General features: G+C 65.7%; 12 protein-coding genes. 6 read left to right on the forward strand and 6 right to left on the reverse strand.

From position 1 onward, the window contains the following. Window positions 1-9: 9 nt before the first annotated feature. Together QP045_RS10100 and QP045_RS10105 are read right to left on the reverse strand one after the other, a co-directional pair. Window positions 10-726, reverse strand: coding sequence for a DUF6250 domain-containing protein (locus QP045_RS10100; RefSeq protein WP_422514856.1), 717 nt, complete (start codon window positions 724-726; stop codon window positions 10-12). Further along, entirely contained in the window at window positions 726-3,785 is a 3,060-nt protein-coding gene (locus tag QP045_RS10105; protein ID WP_422514857.1) for a TonB-dependent receptor, read from the reverse strand. The genes QP045_RS10100 and QP045_RS10105 overlap by 1 nt, the downstream gene beginning before the upstream one ends. 308 nt (window positions 3,786-4,093) lie before the next feature. On the opposite strand from QP045_RS10105, the gene QP045_RS10110 reads away from it, so the two are divergent. The 6 genes from QP045_RS10110 to QP045_RS10135 all read left to right on the forward strand — a co-directional run bounded on the left by QP045_RS10110 (window position 4,094) and on the right by QP045_RS10135 (window position 13,234). Next, on the forward strand, window positions 4,094-5,920 hold the full coding sequence (locus QP045_RS10110) for a rhamnogalacturonan lyase (RefSeq protein WP_422514919.1): 1,827 nt from the start codon (window positions 4,094-4,096) through the stop codon (window positions 5,918-5,920). A 5-nt stretch (window positions 5,921-5,925) separates the two neighbouring features. After that, window positions 5,926-7,149 carry a rhamnogalacturonan acetylesterase gene (locus QP045_RS10115; RefSeq protein WP_422514858.1) on the forward strand — a complete coding sequence of 408 codons (1,224 nt, stop codon included), beginning with the start codon at window positions 5,926-5,928 and terminating at the stop codon, window positions 7,147-7,149. 2 nt (window positions 7,150-7,151) lie between these two features. After that, on the forward strand, window positions 7,152-8,672 hold the full coding sequence (locus QP045_RS10120; protein ID WP_422514859.1) for a rhamnogalacturonidase: 1,521 nt from the start codon (window positions 7,152-7,154) through the stop codon (window positions 8,670-8,672). Between the two features lie 39 nt (window positions 8,673-8,711). Further along, window positions 8,712-9,026, forward strand: coding sequence for an L-rhamnose mutarotase (locus tag QP045_RS10125; RefSeq protein WP_422514860.1), 315 nt, complete (start codon window positions 8,712-8,714; stop codon window positions 9,024-9,026). Between the two features lie 4 nt (window positions 9,027-9,030). After that, entirely contained in the window at window positions 9,031-12,054 is a 3,024-nt protein-coding gene (locus QP045_RS10130; RefSeq protein ID WP_422514861.1) for a beta-galactosidase, read from the forward strand. Window positions 12,055-12,121: 67 nt separating this feature from the next. Next, window positions 12,122-13,234, forward strand: a complete 1,113-nt coding sequence (locus QP045_RS10135; protein WP_422514862.1) for a glycoside hydrolase family 88/105 protein — start codon at window positions 12,122-12,124, stop codon at window positions 13,232-13,234. 56 nt (window positions 13,235-13,290) lie between these two features. Here QP045_RS10135 and QP045_RS10140 read toward each other — a convergent pair whose 3' ends face one another. The 4 genes from QP045_RS10140 to QP045_RS10155 form a co-directional block, all read right to left on the reverse strand. Beyond that, a complete protein-coding gene (locus QP045_RS10140; RefSeq protein WP_422514863.1) occupies window positions 13,291-15,672 on the reverse strand; it encodes a DAHL domain-containing protein in 2,382 nt (793 codons plus the stop codon). A 14-nt stretch (window positions 15,673-15,686) separates the two neighbouring features. Further along, the gene (locus QP045_RS10145; protein ID WP_422514864.1) at window positions 15,687-16,604 is read right to left on the reverse strand and encodes a cytochrome-c peroxidase; all 918 of its coding nucleotides are present in this window, start codon (window positions 16,602-16,604) and stop codon (window positions 15,687-15,689) included. 17 nt (window positions 16,605-16,621) lie between these two features. Beyond that, window positions 16,622-17,374 carry a response regulator gene (locus tag QP045_RS10150; RefSeq protein WP_422514865.1) on the reverse strand — a complete coding sequence of 251 codons (753 nt, stop codon included), beginning with the start codon at window positions 17,372-17,374 and terminating at the stop codon, window positions 16,622-16,624. A gap of 180 nt (window positions 17,375-17,554) precedes the next feature. After that, window positions 17,555-19,882, reverse strand: coding sequence for a serine/threonine-protein kinase (locus tag QP045_RS10155; protein ID WP_422514866.1), 2,328 nt, complete (start codon window positions 19,880-19,882; stop codon window positions 17,555-17,557). Window positions 19,883-19,906 lie beyond the last annotated feature (24 nt).

The following is a 19,906-nucleotide window of genomic DNA, read 5'->3' on the forward strand; positions in this document are numbered from 1 at the left end:
AGGTCTCCGTCAAAGCGGCGTGATGCGCAGGTTGCGGACGCGCAGGTGACTTTTGGTGGTGCGGATCGCGAACCATCCCCGCGTATAAGGCGCCGGATCCTGGAGCGTGAACAGTCGGCGGCCGTCCCGCTCGACCGCGATGGTGTTGCCGTCGGCGATCAGCCGGACCGCAGTCCACCGGTTCGGGACCAGCATGGCGTCGGCCGAGGCAAGATCGTGTTCGGGCAAGATCGGGCGATTACCCGGCTCCCCGATGTAGCGGCGGAAGCGGGTAGTCGTGTTCCGGTTGCCGCCGATACCGACATAATAGGTTCGAAGGTCGTCATAGGTCGCAAACGCGCCGGACCGGCCGGGGTCGAGGACCGAGCCGCCCGGCGCCTTCGGATCGGTCGCCATCCAGAAGGCATTGAGGTCGCTGACTTCGTCGTTGGCTCCCCCCTCCGCCACGGCCATCGCCTCGAAGCTGATCGCGACCGGCCCCTCGATCTCATGCCCGTACCAGAGCGACAGGCCTGCAGGGGTGTCGATGTCGATCCTGTCGCCCAGGTAGGAGACACGCGCCGCTGGCGATTCCGCCTCGACACGCCAGGCCTGCGCCTCGGTGGCGATCAGGCCGGACGTGTCGGCCTGATCAGACCCCGAGCATCCGGACGAAAGGAGAACGGCAAGGCCGAGCAGCAAGCCGCGTGCTGCCCTTCCCGCCCGTCTTGCCGTTCCCCCCTGCATCAGTACCGCGCCGAAATGCCTGCAAAGAAGCGCTTGCCCGGATAGCTCCACTCCGAGGTGCGGATGCCGCCTGCGGAATCGCGCTCGGTCGTGCCGGTCAGGTTCTTGCCTTCGATGAAGAACTGCAGCCGGTCCTCCAGGAACCGCAGCGTGATCTTGCCATCGAGATAGCCAGAGGCGTCACGGAACACCGGGTTGCCCGAGCGATCATTCGTCAGGCGCAGGTACTTGCTACGCCACGTGTAGGCGAGACGGGCGTTGAGGAAGCCCTTGTCGTAATATCCGATCACCGAATAATTGTGCTTCGACAGGCCCGGGAACGGAAGGTCCTCGAACGTCAGGCTGTTGGTCAGCCCCACGTCCTCGGCGGTGCTGTAGGTGTAGTTCAGCTGCGTGCCGAACCCGTCGAGCGGCGCCGGCAAAAACGTGAAGGCGGTCTGCGCCGACAGTTCGACACCCTTCACCTTCGCGCCCGCCCCGTTGATCGGCTGGCGCACGTCGAACAACTGCCCATCGCCGAACACGTCGACGCCGAAGGTCGCCTGGTTCTCGATGATGAAGGTGTCGATGTTCTTGTAGAAAAGAGCGGCGTTCAGCAGCGTGTCGGCATTGGGGTACCAACCCAGGTTGAGGTCGTACTGGGTCGCCCGGTACGGCTTCAGATTGGGATTGCCCGCGGTGCAGCTGTCGTTGAGGTTCGGGTTCTGCCCGGTCTCGTCAAAGGCGCAGTTGATGTTCGGGACCAGGCTGGTGGGACGCGGACGCGCCATCACCTTGGCCACGCCGAAGCGCGCAATCAGCCGGTTGGGCACGATCTCAGCCGCCAGGTTGAAGCTCGGCAGCCAGTCCGTATAGCTGTTGGTGAACGAGATGGTGTCGACCGACACCGTCCGCGTAGTCGTGGCGCCGGTCGGGTTGTTCGGGTCGACCAGTTCGATCACGCGGCGCGTGTTCGAGCCGGTGGCCGTGTCCTCGGTCCGGACCCAGCGGATGCCGGCGTTGCCGCTGATCGGCATGCCCAGCAACTCCGTCTCGAAGTTCCCCTTCAGGTAACCGGCGTAGATGTCCTCCTCGATCTCATGCGCCGGCGTCTGGGCAAAGCCGTTCGAGACGCGCACGCGGTCGCGGTTCAGGTACGTCGTGTCGAAGAAGCTGTCGAACCGGTTGAAGTTGGGTGCGAGCCAGCGATCGGGAAGCCCGTTTCGGCTACCGTTGCTGAAGAAGATGTCCGGCGTGAACTCGGTCGCGCTCGCCAGGAAGCGATTGAACTTCTCCTGGGTGAAGAACTGCGACGTTCCTTGCGCCGGGTTCGTCGGGCTGACCGGGAAGGCGAGCTCGGTGTTGTTCTGGCCGATCTGAACGTTCGAGGTCACGAACGAGGTCGGCACGAAGTCGCCGTTCGAGTTGTTGAAGTTGGTGCCGCCGTAATAGCGCAGCGAGGTCGACTTGCGGTACTGGCCGCCGAACTCGATCCGCGTGAGGAACGGCACGTCCGGCTCCCAATCGGCGTCGAGCTTATACTGGTCCTCGGTCACGTCGACCTCTTCGGGCCGATACTGGAGGCCCAGCACGACCGGGGTCGATCCGTTGACGATCGACGTGCCCGGCGTGGCATAAGAAGCTGGGTTGTCCGGGTTGAAGCCGCTTGGGAAGCCGAACGATGGGGCGCCCGTCTTCGGGTCCAGCGACACATGGATGCCGGGTACGGTCGCGTTCAGGCTCAGCGTCAGGCTCTCGCTGACCGTCGTGCCCTTCGACTTCACGGCCAGGCCCTTGAGCTGGAAGCGGTCCGTCTTCCAGTTGAAGCCCGCGGTCTTGTACTCGGACTCCTGCACGTACTTGAAGTCGCGCTTGCTGGTGGAGAAGATCGAGCCCGCGCCGCTGTTGTTGGCCGGAGCCGTCGGAGCCGTGTAGAAGTCGATGAGGTTGCCCTCATCGTCAAAGGTGCAGCGGCCGCACGCGCCCGAGGTGTCGATGCGCGACAGCGCCGTCACGTCCACCGAGCGGTTATAATCGATCAGCTGGTTGTTGCGGCGATTGCGCTGGTACTCGACGTACACGTCGAGGTTGTTGGTGAGCTGGTACTGGACGGTGCCGATGCCGGAAATGCGCTCGTCGTTGCGCAGCCAGATCCCGTATCGCGGAATGCGCGGCACGAACTCATAGAACTGCTGCTGGCAGTCCGCGCGCGTGGCGCCCGCCTCACCGCCCGTAGGTATGGTGCCGCAGCCAGCAAGCGTGGTGATGCTGTCGAAGTTGGCGTTGCTGGTGATCTTCCGGTTGTCGCCGTTCAGATCGCCGAAGCGAACCCATTCGGTGTTGCGCAGATAGTCGTTGCGCGTGTCGTTCTTGTCGTACGTGACGTTCAGGATCACGCCCAGTCGGCCGCCGAGCAGCTTGTTGGTGCCGAAGGTGAAGTTGCCGCGCGGCTGGACCGAGTCCGAGACGTCGAGATACTGCGCCGAAGCGGTCAGGGCGAGCAGCGTCTTTGTCAGTTCGAGGGGCTTGCGCGTCTCGATGCTCACCGTGCCGCCAATGCCGCCCTCGGTCATGTCGGCGGTGAAGCCCTTGAAGACGTCGATCGACTTGACGAGTTCGGAGGCGAGCTCGCGGAAGTCGGCACCGCGCTGGCCGCCACCGCCCTGCCCCAGCGTGGTGACACCGTTGATCTCGACGCGGTTGAGGTCCGGCTCGACGCCGCGGATCGACACGCGCACGCCCTCGCCGAAGTCGCGCTCGAGCTGAACGCCGGTGATGCGCTGAAGCGCCTCGCCGATGTTCTTGTCGGGGAAGCTGGCGATGTCCTCTGCGACGATCGAGTCCACGGTGGTGCCCGCATTCTTCTTGCGGCCGATCGCGGACTGGAGGCTGGCGCGGGTGCCGGTGACGATGACGTCACCGCCGACCATGTCATCGTCCGACGATACGGACGGCGCATCCGCCGGAGCGTCCTGCGCCATGGCCGGCGCCGACAACAGTGCGATCGCTACGGCGATGCCTGAAACGACACCGCCCGACGTCGCGGCACCACGCACGAATTTCCGATGTACGAGCCCCATCTATCCCCTCCTCGCAGTTCATGGAGCGGTCCCGCTCCGTGCGACGGTTTCCCCGCCTTCTGACGAAAGAAGTATCGCAAACCTCCCTGCTTGAAAACAGCAAATTTCCACATATGATAATCTAGTCCAGATATTGGGATATATTGTAGCGGGGATGGAGAGTTAGGATGAAGGCAGCATCTGGTTTTCCACCCGCTCGACGCAGCCCCCACCCGGGCAACGTCCTCAAGCGACTGCTCCTTTACGCCGCCGTGCTGCCGCTCGCGGGCCTTGCCGTTCCGGTCAGCGGAGCGGCGGACGGTCGCCAGATGGAGCGGCTCGACCGCGGGCTGGTCGCTGTACCGGCAAGTGGCGGGGGCAATCACATCTCATGGCGGCTGCTCCGCAGTGACTCCTCCCGCACGACATTCCGGCTGCTACGCGACGGCAAGCCGGTCTCGCGCGCGATCTTGCGTGGAGCCACCAGTTTTGTGGATCGTGACGGCACTCCCGAGTCCCGCTATCGGCTGGAGCGCGCGGACGCGCGCGAGGCTGCGGCGGAGACCTCCGTCTGGGCCAAGGGCTATTGGTCGATCCCGCTCGACCGGCCCGCGGATCGCACCACGCCTGATGGCGAGCGATATTCCTATTCCGCAAACGATGTGAGCGTCGGCGACCTCGATGGCGACGGGCGCTATGAACTGATAGTCAAATGGTATCCCAGCATCGCCAAGGACAATGCCTTCGCCGGTTACAGCGGCGAGACGTTGCTCGACGCCTATACGCTCGACGGCAAACGACTGTGGCGGATCGACCTTGGCCCGAACATCCGCTCGGGCGCGCACTATACCCAGTTCATGGTCTATGACTTCGACGGCGATGGGCGTGCCGAGATCATGGTCAAGACCGCCGACGGCACGGTGGATGGAGCCGGGAAAGTGATCGGCGATGCGAAGGCCGATTGGCGCAGTAAATCGGGCGAGGTCCCGCAGGCGGATCGTACCGGCGCCCGCACGCTTCCCGATGGTCGCCGCGTCGCGGACATGACCGGACGGATCGTGCGCGGCCCGGAATATCTGACGGTGTTCAAGGGCGCGACTGGCCGCGCGCTTACCACCGCCGCCTATTCGCCCCCGCGCGGTCCCCGGACATCCGATCCCACGCCCGAACAGATGACGGCCCTGTGGGGCGATGGCTATGCCAACCGCTCCGACCGGTTTCTCGCCGGCGTCGCCTATCTCGACGGCAAGCTGCCGAGCGCCGTGTTCGCGCGGGGCTATTACGCTCGCACCACCGTTGCCGCCTGGGACTGGCGCGGTGGCAAACTGACCCAACGCTGGCTGTTCGACAGCGCCGAGCCCGGCAACGCCGACTTCGGCGGCCAGGGCAACCACCAGCTCTCGGTTGCGGACGTTGACGGCGACGGGCGGGACGAGATCCTCTACGGATCGATGGCGCTGGACGACAACGGCCGTGGCTTATGGAGCGCCAAGCTCGGACATGGCGATGCGATGCACGTCTCCGACCTCGACCCCACCCGCCCCGGTCTTGAGAAGTTCGGTGTTCACGAAAATGTGAGGGACAATGGTGGCATCGGCTCCGCGATGCTCGACGCCCGCACCGGCGAGGTGCTGTGGACCAAGCCCGCCGACAAGGACACGGGCCGCGGTCTCGCTGCCGACATCGACCCGCGGCATCCGGGCGCCGAAACTTGGGCGTCGAACTCCGCCGATCTGTTCGACGTGCGCGGCAATCCGATCCCCGGTGGCCGGCCAAAGGCCGCCAACTTCGCGATCTGGTGGGATGGCGATCGCCTGCGCGAACTCCTGGACGGCACCCGGATCACGAAATGGGACTGGACGACTGGGCGCGAACACCTGCTGCTGGCGCCCGAGGGGGTAGCCTCCAACAACGGTACCAAGCAGAATCCGGCGCTCAGCGCCGACCTGCTGGGCGATTGGCGGGAGGAACTGGTGGTACGCAGCGCCGATGACCGCGAACTGCGCATCTACACCACGCCGATCCCGACCGAGGAACGCCTGGTCACGTTGATGCACGACCCCGTCTACCGTCTGGGTGTCGCGTGGCAGAACACGGCGTACAACCAGCCGCCGCACCCGTCCTTCTTCCTGGGCGCCCCGGCCCCCGGTCGTTGAACCCGATGCTTGCCACCCTGCTGCTCCTGCCCCTGGCCACAATGATCGACCCGCCGCGCAGCTTTCATTTCGGCCCGGATGCCGCGCCCACGGGCGAGACGCTGGTGGCGCCCGATCGTCGGTATCGCGCCGGCGACTTCGGCTACGAACCGGACAGCTCGCCGGAAACGCCGCTGTTTTCGGTCGCGCTGCCGGAGGGCAATTGGCGCGTTACGCTGACGCTCGGCGGCGCGACCGCAGGCGAGACCAGCGTCAAGGCGGAATCGCGACGCCTGATGCTGGACCGGGTCCGCACCCGCGCGGGCGAGACGGTGACGCGCAGCTTCGTGGTCAATGTCCGTACGCCAGAACTGCCCGCGCCGCCCGAAAACGCGCCCGGAGGCGCTGCGGTGCGGCTGAACCCACGCGAAGCCGGGAGCTACAGCTGGGACGACCGGCTGACGCTGGAGTTCCTGGGTCGGCCGCGCGTGCAGAGCGTACGGATCGCGCCCGCGGCCGATGTGCCCACCTTGTATCTGGTGGGGGATTCGACGGTGACGGACCAGCGCTTTGAATCCGCCGCGAGCTGGGGCCAGATGCTGCCAGCCTTTCTCGGCGATCGGATTGCCGTGGCCAACCACGCGGAATCCGGCGAGACGCTCAAGTCGTTCCTCACCGGCCTGCGCCTGGACAAGGCGTTATCCGCCATGAAGCCGGGCGACTATCTCTTCATCCAGTTCGGCCACAATGATCAGAAGGCACAGTGGCCGCAAACCTATGCCGCCGCCGACAGCACCTATCCCGCCTATCTGCGGGCCTATGTCGCCGAAGCACGGCGGCGGGGTGCGACCCCGGTGCTGGTCACCTCCCCCGAACGCCGCAATTTTGACCGCCAGGGCCGGATCGTCCCGAGCCTGGGCGGCTATCCCGATGCCGTCCGACGGGTCGCGGCCGAGGAGGGTCTGCCGCTGATCGACCTGAACCGCGCCAGCATCACGCTGTACGAAGCGCTGGGCCCGCAGCCGGCACCCCTGGCCTTTAACGAGGGCGGTGCCGACAAGACGCACCACAATAACTATGGCGCATGGCTGCTCGCCCGCGCCCTTGCTGACGAACTTCGCACGGCAGTACCCGCTCTCGCCCCGCACGTGACCGCTGGGCCCTTTGACCTGGGACACCCGCCGTTGCCAGACGAGGTCAAGCTGACGCCGAGCACCGCTGTAAGCGCCAACCGTCCCGCCGGAAGCTGAGGGTGCGACTTCCATTCCCGGGCCACGCCTGCCGCCAGTTCGACGTTCGCGAGCAGGGCGCAGCAGGGGACGGGCGACGACTGGATACGCCTGCGTTCAACGCGGCGATCGCACTGGCTTCCGCCACGGGCGGCGGCGTGGTGCGCGTGCCGGCGGGCAACTATCGCTGCTTCTCGATCCGGCTGCGCAGCGACGTGACGGTCGTGCTGGAGGCGGGCGCGACAATCATTGCCGCCGACCCCGACCTTGACCCCGGCAGCTACGACTTGCCGGAGGACCGTGGCGAGCAACTTTATCAGGATTTCGGCCACAGCCACTGGCACAACAGCCTGATCTGGGGCGACGCAGTCCGGCGCGTCGCGATCCTGGGACCGGGCGTCATCGACGGGCGGGCGCTGACCCGCGACGGCCCGGGCGCGCGGTGGAAGCGTCAGGCCGGCGAGCGGCCGCTTTCGATGCAGGCCATGACCGCAGCCGAGATCGACGCGCTGGAACGCGACGCGGCCTATATGCAGGGGCGCGGAAACAAGGCGATCGGGCTGGTCGAGGCGCGTGATGTGCACCTATCCGGTTTCACGATCCGCGACGGTGGCCATTTCGCGATCCTCGCGACCGGTGTGGACGGGCTGGTGATCGAAGACCTGACGATCGATACCGCGCGCGACGGCATCGATCTGGACGGCGTCCGCAACGCCCGGGTGGAGCGGTGTCGGGTAAACACCCCCAACGACGACGCCATCGTGCTGAAGAGCAGTTGGGCGCTTGGGCGCGCCATCCCGTGCGAGGATGTGGTGGTGCGCGGCTGCGCGGTTAGCGGGTTCGACCCTGGTACCCTGCTCGACGGGTCGAGGGGTACGCGCCAGCAGATTGCACCCGATCGCGACCGGGTGACCGGCCGGATCAAGCTGGGCACGGAGAGCAACGGCGGCTTTCGCCGCATCCGCATCGAGGATTGCCGGTTCGAGCGCTCGCGCGGGCTCGCACTGGAAACCGTCGACGGGGGCGTGGTCGAGGATGTGATTGCGCGCGACCTGCGACTGCAGGACGTGACGACCGCACCGATCTTCCTCCGCCTGGGTGATCGCCGGCGCGGGCCGCCCGGTTCCAGCCTGGGCGCGATGCGCGGCATCACTCTGGAACGCATCGTCGCGGACGGCATCGACCCACGCTTCGCAGCTATGCTGGTCGGTCTACCGCAGGCCCCGATCGAAGCGGTGACGCTCCGGGACATCGCGCTCACCTATCGTGACGGCAGCGGTTGCAAACGCGCGGACGTTCCTGCGCCGGAACTCGCCGACGCCTATCCGGAACCCAGCATGTTCGGGATCACGCCGGCGTGGGGGCTTTGGGCACGCCACGTCCGGGGCTTGCACATCGACGGGCTCACGCTTCACACCCCTGCCGATCCCCGCCCCCCCCTGGTGCTAGAGGATGTCCAGGCCGTCACCGCCGCGCGGATTCGTCATACGGCGGTAGAGCCCCAGAGGGGTTTGACGATCAGCCGGACAGCATCTACCATATAGTGCATAATAATCCCGTATAGTGGGAGAGCAGGAGAGGTCATGTCGATCCACGCGTTCCGGATGCAGCTCAAACCCGGCATGACCGCCGAGTACAAGGCTCGCCACGATCAGATCTGGCCTGAGCTTACCGACTTGCTCCGGGACGCGGGCATTTCCGACTATTCGATCTTCCTGGACGAGCCCAGCGGCGCACTGTTTGCGGTCCTGAAGCTTGCCGAGGACAACCAGCGAGACGCGTTGCCGGGCAATCCGATCATGCAGCGCTGGTGGGACCACATGGCGCCGCTGATGGAAGTGGATGCCGACAACCGGCCCCGGGAATGGCCGCTCCTCCCCATGTTCCACATGGCCTGATCCGATGCGCGCCCTCCTTCTCGCCACCGCCGCGCTGCTCGCCAGCGTTCCCGCCGCTGCCCAGCAGGCGCAGCCTACCGCCAACTTCGACGCTCCGGTCCAGCGCTTTGGCCGGGTGAGTTTCGATGCACGCTCGCTGATGATCGATGGCAAGCGCCAGACGATCTGGTCGGCCGAGGTGCACGCCTTCCGGCTGCCCTCCCCCGACCTGTGGCGGGACATCCTCCACAAGATGAAGGCGACCGGTTTCAACACGGTCGCCTTCTACTTCGACTGGGGATACCACAGCCCGAAGCGCGGCGTGTACGACTTCAGCGGGATCCGCGACATCGACCGCCTCCTCACCATGGCGGCCGAAGAGGGCATCTACGTCATCACCCGCGCCGGCCCCTATGTAAATGCGGAGCTTACCCGCGGCGGCTACCCCGGCTGGCTGGTCAACCAGCGCGCCCGCGCGCGCACCGACGCCCCGGAATATCTCGAGGCCGTCGACGAATGGCTGACCCAGGTGAACCGCATCATCGCCCGCCACCAGATCAACGGCGGCCCGAACGGTGAGAAGGGCGGGACCGTGATCCTGCACCAGATCGAAAACGAACTGGCGATCACCACGCCGTCCCAGCGTCGCTACATGGATCACCTGTACGCCAAGGCCCGCGCGGACGGTATCACGGTCCCGATCTTCCACAATGATCAGGGCCGCAACGGCTATTGGGTGCCCAAGGGCGCGAACGTCGAACATACGGTCGAAGGGCCGACCGACATGTATGCGTTCGACGGCTATCCCGGCGGCACCTGCACCGTCGAGGGCAGGCCGACCCGAGGATCGGCGGCGCCGGACTGGGGCTTCTACGGCCCCGGCGGTGCCAAGGGCGGCGCCTCCGCCTCCCCCAACACGCCTGGCTTTGCGGCCGAATTTGGCGGCGGGTGGTTCGACTATTGGGGGTCGAACGGCGGGTATGAGTGCAACGCGGTCCAGCGCGGCAAGCGCTTCCAGCGCGTCTTCTATGGCACCAACCTGGCCAACGGCATCTCGATCCAGAGTTTCTACATGGGCTATGGCGGCACCAGCTGGGGCTGGCTGCCGGCACCGGTGGTGTTCACCAGCTATGATTATGGCGCAGCCTTTTCGGAAGCGCGCGAGGTGCGGGAAAAGGCGCTGGAGCTCAAGCAGCTCGGCGGCCTGATTGCGGCGATGCCCGATCTTGCCGGCATGGTGCCCGCCGGGCCGGTGCAGATTTCGTCCCCGAACATCCAAGTCTATCACAACAAGAGCCCGGAGACGGACGCACGCTTCCTGATGGTGACGCACAAGCCGTCGAACGGGCAGACCGACGACCGCTTCACCATCACTGCCGACCTGCCCGACGGTCGCTATAGCTTCCCCCAGGCGGAGCCGATGCGGCTCAACGGGTTCGACGCGAAATGGCTGATCGCGGGTGCGAAGCTCGGCAGCCAGCGGCTGGTCTATTCCACCTCCGAATTGCAGACCGTACTGACGCGCGACGGCGAGGATATCGCGCTTCTGTACGGTCGCGCGGGCGAGAACGGCGAAACAGTGCTGCGCTATGCGAATGCCCCGCGCGTCACGGTCCTCGAGGGGCAGGTAAGCTCGACCTTTGACAGCGCGCGAGGCGACCTCCGGCTGAACTATCCGCACCAAGGCCTAGCACGCGTTCGTATCGAGGCCGGCGGCCGCCCCCCGCTCCTTCTCCTCCTTGCTGACGAGGCGGAGGGTACGCGGTTCTGGCGCAACGACACGGCCGCCGGTCCGGTGCTGGTGCGCGGGACCGCGCTCGTGCGCACCGCCAAGGCATCTGGTGGCACGCTGGCGCTGACGGGCGACACCGCGGAAGCAAGCGCGCTGGAGATCTGGGCGCCCGCCCGGCTGCGGCAGGTGACGTGGAACGGTGCGCGGGTTCCCCTTGCACCGCAGGCGATGGGCAGCCGCGGCGCGGCACGTCCGCTAGCGGGTCCGGCACCCGTTGAATTGCCGGCGCTCACAGCCTGGCGGGTGGCCCAGGGCTCTCCCGAGGCGCAGCCCGGCTTTGACGATAGCGCATGGCAGGCCATCGACCGCCGCGCCTACGCAAGCACCACCGCCCGGCCCGACGGCCAGCCCAACATGCTGATGGACGCCTATGGCTTCCACGAAGGCGACGTCTGGTATCGCGGTCGCTTCCAGGGTGCCGCCGACGCAAAGCGGATCAAACTTCATTATGGCGCGGGCGGCTCCGGGATGCTGCAGGTCTGGCTGGACGGACAGTTCATCGGCCAGCATGAGCTGCCGGGCGGCCTGCCCCGCCCGATCACCACAGGTGTCGCCGAGTTCGACCTGCCCGCGGCCGCTCAGGCTCCAGGTGAGCATGTGCTGAGCGTGATGGTGCGCAACAACGGCCATAATTGGGATCTGGACGCCGACGATTTCCACAAGGAAGCGCGCGGGCTGGTGTTCGCTTCGCTGGAGGCGCCCGCGGGTCGCAGCTTCGCGGTGCCGGTCGAATGGAAGATCCAAGGCCGCGCAGGTGGTGAGGACTTTGCGGATCGGGTGCGCGGCGTCCCCAACAATGGCGGCCTGTTCGGGGAGCGGATGGGCTGGCACCTGCCGGCCTTCGACGACCGCGGTTGGACCCCGGCCACCGTTCCCGCGGGCGCGCAGCCGGCAGGAACCAGCTGGTATCGGACGCGCTTCGACCTCAACGTGCCCAAGGGTCAGGATGCGACCATCGGCGTCGCGTTCGGCGATACGCAGGTGCCGCGCTCGCCCGGCCGCTACCGGGTGCTACTGTTCGTCAACGGGTGGCAGATGGGGCAGTTCATCGCCAATGTCGGTCCGCAGCGCGTCTTCCCGATCCCGGAAGGCATCCTCAACCATCGCGGCAGCAACAGTCTGGCGCTGGCCGTCACGTCGGACGGCGCGCCCGACAGCAGCCTTGAAGCGGTCAAGCTGGTCACGCTGCGCAACGTGAAGGGCGGCATTCCCGTTCGCATGGTCGAGGCACCGCAGTCGCAAGGCGCCCTTCCCTGAACTGCGCCACTTTCCTTTTTCAGGTCGGCACGACACGACGCGCCGTCCCTATCAACCCGGAGCTTTCATGGCCGCGCTGACACACGACATTCCCCGGCAAGAGATCACGTCCAAGATCGACCTGCTGATGGACAATCTCGTCAACATCAAGGACGAGACCGGTGAGTTTCTCCTCCACCTGGAGGACGGTCGCATCATCGACACCAAGGGTTGGGCCGGATGGGAATGGACCCACGGCATCGGCCTGTTCGGCATGTGGCGCTATTATGAGCAGACCGGCGACAGCAAGGCGCTGTCGATCATCAAGCAGTGGTTCGAGGATCGCTTCGCGGAAGGCACGCCGACCAAGAACATCAACACCGTCGCGCCCTTCATCACGCTCGCCTACCTCTACGAGCAGGAGCCCGACCCGCGCTACATTCCCTATCTCGACACCTGGGCCGAATGGCTGATGGCGCCGGACGGCCTTCCCAAGACCGAGGAAGGGGGATTCCAGCACATCGTCTACAACGACGAGAATCCCGGCGAGATGTGGGACGACACGCTGATGATGAGCGTGCTGCCGCTCGCCAAGATCGGCCTGCTTCTCGACCGCCCGCACTATGTGGAGGAAGCCAAGCGCCAGTTCCTGGTCCACATCAAGTACCTCTTCGACAAGAAGACCGGCCTGTGGTTCCACGGCTGGGACTTCAACGGCCGTCACAATTTCGCGGAAGCGTTGTGGGCGCGGGGCAATTGCTGGGTGACGATCGCGATCCCGGAAATCATCGAGATCCTGGATCTCAAGCCCGGCGATGCCTTGCGCACCTTCCTGATCGACACGCTGGCGGCGCAGGTGAAGACGCTTGCCGAGACCCAGGACGAAAGCGGCCTGTGGCACACGCTGATCGTCGACCCGACGAGCTATCTGGAAGCGTCAGCAACCGCGGGCTTCGCCTATGGCATCCTGAAGGCGGTTCGGAAGGGCTACCTGCCGCGCCACTATGAACAGGTGGGCATCAAGGCAGTGCGCGGCGTCCTCGCCAACATCGACGAGACGGGCGAGTTGGAGCAGGTGTCGTTCGGCACCGCGATGGGCGACACGCAGCAGTTCTACAAGGACATCGCGCTCACATCGATGCCCTATGGGCAGAGCCTCGCCATCTGCGCGCTGGCGGAGTTCCTGCGCACGTACATCTGACGTGCCCCCAGCCCGGTCACGCCACGATTGGCGTGGCCGGGCTCGATGTGAGACTTCTACGCTTCCTCGCGCGAACGGGATCGCGATGTCGCGTCCAAATCCGCGAGTCGGGCGGCCAGTTCGTCCGGCTGCAGCGGATAGGCGAGAACCGTGAACACGTTCGCGATTGCCCAAGGGGAAGAGGTGGGCGCGGCCACGAGCAATGGCTGGCCGTCGAGCACTGTCTGAAGCCTCTCAACAATGATGGGGATCGCCTCAGCGCGCCACGAAGCGACCAGAACTGCATCAACGTCGGCGATTGCAGCACGCAAGCAACTGAGTTCGACCTCAAGTGGAAAGGCAAGAGGCTCGTACCCAAGCTCCGCCAGCATCTCCTCGTCCACAGACAACTGACCGGCATCGCCCAACAGAAGAACGCGGGCGCCGTCGCCGGGTACCTTGGCACCCGACCCGGCTTCCACCTCCGGCAACCAGACGCTGAACCGCGCCCCGCCAGCGGTCGCCTCGCCCACGTCGATCGTCCCCCCGTGCCCCTGGATGATCTCCCAGGCCGTCGATAGTCCGAGTCCGGTGCCACCAGGCTTGGTGGTGAAAAACGGCTCGAACAGCCGGCGGCGGATGCCCGGGTCGATGCCCGAGCCACCGTCGCTGATCTCCACGACCACATATTTGCCCGGCAAGAGAGCACTGTGGCTGAAGTGGCGCTCCTGGGCCAACGGCTGGCGCCGAACGGCGATGCGCACGGCGCGTCCGCGGCTCGCCTGCGCAGCGTTATTGCAGATGTTGAGGAACACCTGCTGCAAATCCGCCTCCGCGCCGAGCACGGCGCAATGCGTGTTCTCGCCCGCAAGCGTGAACTGGGCTTCGTAGCGGAGGGAGGCTCCAAGGAGACGCACGGTCTGTTCCAGAATGTCGAACAGGTTCACGACGCGCTTGGTCGTGCGACCCTGCTTGGCGAAGCCCAGGATGTCGTCGACGAGCCCCCGCGCCCGCTCGACCGCGGCTTGAATTTCATCAAAATTCCGGCGGCTGGACGACCCATTCCTGGTTCGCTCCTGCCCCATTTCAGCAAACCCGCGTATCGCGCCCAGAATATTGTTGAAGTTGTGCGCGACGCCGCTCGCCATCGCGCCGATCGCTTCCATGCGGCGTGCCTGCGCCAGCTTCCGCTCCAGACGATCGCGTTCGATCTGCAGCACTTCGCGGCGCGCGCCATGCGCAATCGCGACAAGGGCGGACGCGAGTCCGGCTAGATGGTCCGGCCGCAATACCAACGCCAGCTTTTCAGGTTCGAAGCCGATCAGGACCCGAAAGGGATCCGACGTGCGCAGCATCACAAGAGCCTTCACGCCAGCGTCGCGCATGACCCTTCCCAGTGCCCCGGTCTGCCCACGCATATCAGACACCACGACCAGGTCTCCATCCCACGCCTCATCTGCATCGCTCGCCGCGGCGAGCCGCTCAAGCCAAGGGTCATCCGGTTCGGAAGGAGGCGAAACGAAGCACGGCGCATTGGGGAAGTCGGGTATCAGCAACTGCATCCGCCGCGCACCGTTATGGCGGGCCAGGTGCTCCACCGCGTCCTGAGCGCGCGCGAGAAAATTTTGATGGACCGTGTCGATCAACGGGATGGCGATGGTCGCGCTCAGCCGCTCACTCGCCGCTTGCGCTCGCAACTCACGGTTGTGCAGCCGTTGCAGCATCAGGATCGCGATGACGGACGCAAGGAACAGCAGCGTCAGGATCCGCAGCGCAATTAACCGCGTATGTTCAAGCGCAGTACGCGCTTCGGCCTCTTCATTGAGTGCGACGCGCAGCTGCTCGAGCCGCGCCTCCATTCCGATCGCCCGAATGGCCTGCAGCGTCGCGTCAATCTCTGGCAGAATCCGCACCAGCAGCCGGGCATGGGACAGCATTTGCGCGCCCGACGTGCCCTCCGGCACTGCCGTCATGCGCCGCAACGCTGTCTGGGCATCCCGCACCGTGGCCAGGCTCGTGTCGAGGGTGAGCTTCAGGATCTGCGCGGAAAGATAGTTGTAGGTCCCCGACTCCCGGCTGCCGTTCGCCGTGAAGCGGGTGAGGGAGTTCTGGAGCAGCGCATTGCTGCTCTTGAACTGTTCTACCAGCGCTTCCTGCCTGGCATTGGCTATCCGCATTGACGTAACAACGTCTCGGACCGGAGCACTCGTTCGGACGCTCTGCAACAGGGCGAGGCTGTCGCGCGTGGTCGCAACATCCGCATTGAGCGGATCGTAGTTGCGCAACAAACCGGCGCGCGCGTTCAACAGGTTCACCTGCAGCGCATGCTGAGCCAGCGCGTAGCGCATCATCGCGCGGTTGGTGTCGTCGATCCAGCGCCGGTTGCGGCTCATCTGAGGGATGGTGATCAATGCCGCCACGACTGCCCCGAGCAGGAGCAGGGCGGCGATGACGCGCAAAGCGCGCAGGCTCCTCATCGCGGGGTGGCGCCCTCTGCAGGTCGTAATCGTCGGCCCTGGTAGCTGCCCGTCAGGGCTTTCAGGAAAGCCGAAATATCCTCAACGTCCTGGTCCTCGATCTTGAGGTCGAGTTGGGCGCGCGCCATCCGCCGGATCGCCGACGGCAAGGTCGCGGCGCTGCCGTCGTGGAAATAGGGGGCCGTAACGGCGACATTGCGTAAGCTGGGCACACGCAGGAATTTTGGTTGCGCCTCCCCAAGGGGATGAAAGATTCCGCGCCGCTGGATGATGTTCCCGCCTACATTGGCACCTTGATGACAGCTCGCGCATCCAAGCGTGACGAAGCGGTTGGCGCCCCGTTGTTGTTGCGGAGTCAGGGCACCGCGCTCGCCGCGAAGGAAGCGATCGAACGGTGCATGCGGCGTGACGAGGGTCTGCACGAAAGCAGCCAAGGAGTCCGCGATCGCCTCGTCATGCGGCCGGGCGCCATAAACCGCCACAAAGCGCCTTGTCATGGCTGGGTCTTCGCCCAGCCGCCGCGCCGCGGCCCCGCCACCGCCCATTGAGTGCACATCCTGCAGGGTCGCGAGCGCGGCCTGTTGAAGCGTTCGCCCCCGGCCCTGCCAGCCCATCCTATAGTTCAGGCCGCTGTTGAAGACCGTGGGAGTGTTGAATCGCATCGGCCGGCCGCTGTCCCCGCGATCGACGCCGGCCGCCGATGCACCGCTGGTTGAAAGATCGTGGCAGGTGGCACAGCTGATCCTGCCGGACCGGGAAAGGCGCGGATCCACGAAGAGATCTAGCCCCAACGTAATCTTTCGGGGATCGCCGCCGCTTGCGGCGGCCAAGGGCGTAATCGGCCCGTCCGGTGTCTGGCTGCGCGCGACTTGCACGACAATAACACCGGCACCGAGCAACAGCGCCGGCAGCAAGGCTCGCAGCGACGCCCTCACACGATCTCGACGTCCACGTCGAACTTATACCCGACACCCCGCTCCGTCAGAATGTAGCGCGGCGCGCGCGCGTCCTTCTCCAGCTTCCGTCGGAGGCGCAGGATCTGGACGTCGATGCTGCGATCGAACACGTCCTCGTGAACTCGGGTCGCCTGCAAGAGGTGCTCACGCGACAAGGGCCGCCGCGGGGCAATGACGAAGGCGCTCAGCAACGCGAACTCGCTCTTGGTGAGCGCAACGACTTCCCCCGTTGGCGAGCGGAGGTTCCGCTGGCGCTGATCGAAGGCCCATCCGTCGAAGTGGAAGGCACATTCGCGCGGCCGGGCCGGGCTCAAGCGGTCCATCGTCCGCCGCCGCAGTGCCGCTCTGACCCGCGCGAGCAGTTCGCGCAAGCCGAACGGCTTCGTCAGATAATCATCGGCGCCGAGTTCCAGCCCGAGGACGCGATCGATCTCCTCCCGGCGATTGCCGGTGATCAGGATGACCGGGACGACGCTCCTGGTGCGCACCTCACGCAGGATGTCGAGGCCATCATCATCGCCTAGGTGTAGGTCGAGCACGACCAGGTCGGGCTCCCGTACCGCAAGGGCGTGCATCAAGCTTTTACGGCCACTGACAGCAGTAGCGCGGAAATTATGCTCCGTCAGATACCCCACGATGGCGCGTTGCATGGCTGGGTCGTCGTCGACTAGCAGGATGCGAGCGGCTTTAGTGTGGAACGGATTTTCAATCGTATCGATGATAGTCACGAGATACTCCAGCTACCGATACTCGGACGGCCGCCGTCTAGTACTTTGGACGCACGATCTATAACTGGAGACGTCACGGTTGTAACAATCCCGGCCCAGGATCAGACCAGCCGCCCGCGGGATGCGACGAGCGACGGCCAGCCGCTCCCACGAACGGAGAATGCCCGACGTTTCGAGGGGTTAGCAGGCGGAGTCGACGACTACGTCACGCCAACGGCTGCCGCGCTTTTCTTGGATATGACCGTTCGCTCGGCGAAAGAGTCGGTCCTCGAACATAGCATAGGTGGCAGTGCACCGGCCCTTGATCGCAGTAGCGATGCAGGCGCTTCGACCGACGGCACCGACATCCTCCCAGCCGCCGGCATAGCGGCGGCATGTGCTTGCCCCTCCCGACGTTCCGCCGCGGATGCGGGCCAGTTCTCGCCGGTTCGCTGCCGCGGTATCAAGGGCAATCGCATTGCGAGGCTCACGGTCTGGACGTGCCGCCGGTGCCCGCACTGACGCGCTTTTCGGCGCCGGGGAGGGCGATAGGGAGGTGACGGTCGGCTGCACAATCGGCGGCTGTAGTCCCGGGACGCCGTGTCCTTCGATGGAAAGCCAGTCCGCAAACACCTTCAGGTCTGCTGCGGAACCCGCTCCGCTAAGGCGTTGTGCAAAATCCGGGGGCGCCGCCGCCGGGACACCCGTCTGAAGCCCGAGATCAAGTGCGCGGCGGCTGTCCAACATCGTGAAAGCGCTGACTCCAGGTTGCGAGTAGCAGAAGGCCGCATGGTAGCTACCGTCGGAGCCAAGATTGAAGTGCGCCGGATCGCGCGTAGCGAGCTGCTCGAACTCCTCTCGCCCGCTCGCAATCTGGAGAAGCCGGCCGTCGGGCTGAATCGCGACCAGCGCGATCTCGCGTGCAGGATCGCTGCCAACGGCTGTCAGTTCAACGGAGCGAGCGCCCGCGTCCACGCAAGCGGGAGCACCGTCCTCCGAGGAGACGGCACTGGCGGTGACAGCCGCCCTCGGTAGCGCGCTGCCTGTCCCGGTACCGGTCAGCGGAGCGCGGAACGGTCTTAGGGTATCAATCACGTCGCACTGAGCCGGTGTTACCGTCAGCACCTCGGCTGCGTTCGCAGTTCCCCAACTGCGTACGCCGGCGCTGACCCTTGCCCGAAGAAGCTCGATATCCGCCGCGCCGCCCCGAAGGGCGATCGGCGCATCCTCGCTCGTGTCGCGAGCATCGATCCAGCTGCAGGGCAATGGTGCGAGCAATGCCTGAACGCGGGTCGCGCGGCCGTCGGTAGCGTTGGAGGAGCTGGGAGACCCCGAACGAGCCGACGTCGCGGTTGTAGCGGTCGCCTGCCGAGATGGGGTTCGGTCCCACGTAAGACCGGCCGCAACCATGGCTATTACGCCGATCGGCAGTCCCAACCACAGCCCGCGCGGCAGCGGGCGGCGTCGTGCCACCGATCGCCGCAACTTTGTCTTGGCGAGGCTGCCAGACGAGGGCGGATGTTCGGGAACGCCTGTCACTGGAGCAAAGGTCGTCGCTTCTGCGGATCCAGAGGACTTCGGCTTCAGCGTCGGGCCGTCATCAGGGCGCCTGCCCCCGCTGCCTTGCCCGCTCGGGACGCGGATGTTGTCCAGGCCCAGCAACACCTCACGCATCGTTCGCATGCGCATCGCAGGATCCGGAGCGGTCATCCGCTCGATCAGCGGCGCGAGTTCCACGGGCAGGTCGCCGAGATCCGGTCCTGTGCGTCGCCTCTCCACCGCCTCCGAGAGCGTCGTACCCATCGGCGGCGCGGCGCCACGTGCGAATGCCAGAAGCACAAGTGCCGTACTGTAGACATCGGTCCAGGGGCCGATCTGGCGACCGTAGTCGCCGAATTGCTCAGGCGCGACATAGCCAAGCTTGCCCGCGAAGCCATCGCCGACCATTGTCTCGAGCGGCAAATCCAAGCTCTTGGCGATGCCGAAATCGATGATCTTGGCCTGATCAATCCTGCCATCCGGCAGCAGCACATTGTCGGGCGACATGTCGCGGTGGATGGCGCCATGATCATGGGCCACTTCGAGCCCGGTCGCGAGCCGGCGGCCTAGTTCAACCACTTCCCGAACGTGGGGGCGGACGCCATTCAGATGCGCGCCGAGCGGCTCGCCGTTGATAAAGTCCGCGACGATATAATGGAGGTCGAGCACCGGGTCGCGCGCGAACACGCGGTAGCCAACGATCGCGGGATGGGCGAATTGCGTCAGCACCCGCGCCTCCTTGCGGAACAGGGCGATCACCTTGGGATCGCTCGCCAGGTGGCTGCGGATCGCCTTGATCGCCACGCGCTCTTCCGACTCGATGTTCACCCCTTCGAACACCTCGCCCATGCCGCCGCGCGCGATAAAGCGCTCGACGCGGTAGATGCCGTTGAGCACGTCGCCGGGCACAATCGCCGGATCGCGGCCGGGCCGGCGCGCCGGCGCGCTCGCTTCGCCCGCAATAAAGGTACGTTGCTCGCGGTCGCTCATCGCGCCTTCCACCCAGTTGCGGGA

Source organism: Sphingomonas sp. 3-13AW, from assembly GCF_049311085.1.
Classification (GTDB): Bacteria; Pseudomonadota; Alphaproteobacteria; order Sphingomonadales; family Sphingomonadaceae; genus Sphingomonas.

Bases quoted from the DNA above. Each gene is read 5' to 3' on its own strand.
- QP045_RS10125 (WP_422514860.1), top strand. From the start codon at position 8,712: ATGTCGATCCACGCGTTCCGGATGCAGCTCAAACCCGGCATGACCGCC.
- QP045_RS10105 (WP_422514857.1), bottom strand. From the start codon at position 3,785: ATGGGGCTCGTACATCGGAAATTCGTGCGTGGTGCCGCGACGTCGGGC.
- QP045_RS10115 (WP_422514858.1), top strand. From the start codon at position 5,926: ATGCTTGCCACCCTGCTGCTCCTGCCCCTGGCCACAATGATCGACCCG.
- QP045_RS10130 (WP_422514861.1), top strand. From the start codon at position 9,031: ATGCGCGCCCTCCTTCTCGCCACCGCCGCGCTGCTCGCCAGCGTTCCC.
- QP045_RS10135 (WP_422514862.1), top strand. From the start codon at position 12,122: ATGGCCGCGCTGACACACGACATTCCCCGGCAAGAGATCACGTCCAAG.
- QP045_RS10155 (WP_422514866.1), bottom strand. From the start codon at position 19,882: ATGAGCGACCGCGAGCAACGTACCTTTATTGCGGGCGAAGCGAGCGCG.
- QP045_RS10100 (WP_422514856.1), bottom strand. From the start codon at position 726: ATGCAGGGGGGAACGGCAAGACGGGCGGGAAGGGCAGCACGCGGCTTG.
- QP045_RS10110 (WP_422514919.1), top strand. From the start codon at position 4,094: ATGGAGCGGCTCGACCGCGGGCTGGTCGCTGTACCGGCAAGTGGCGGG.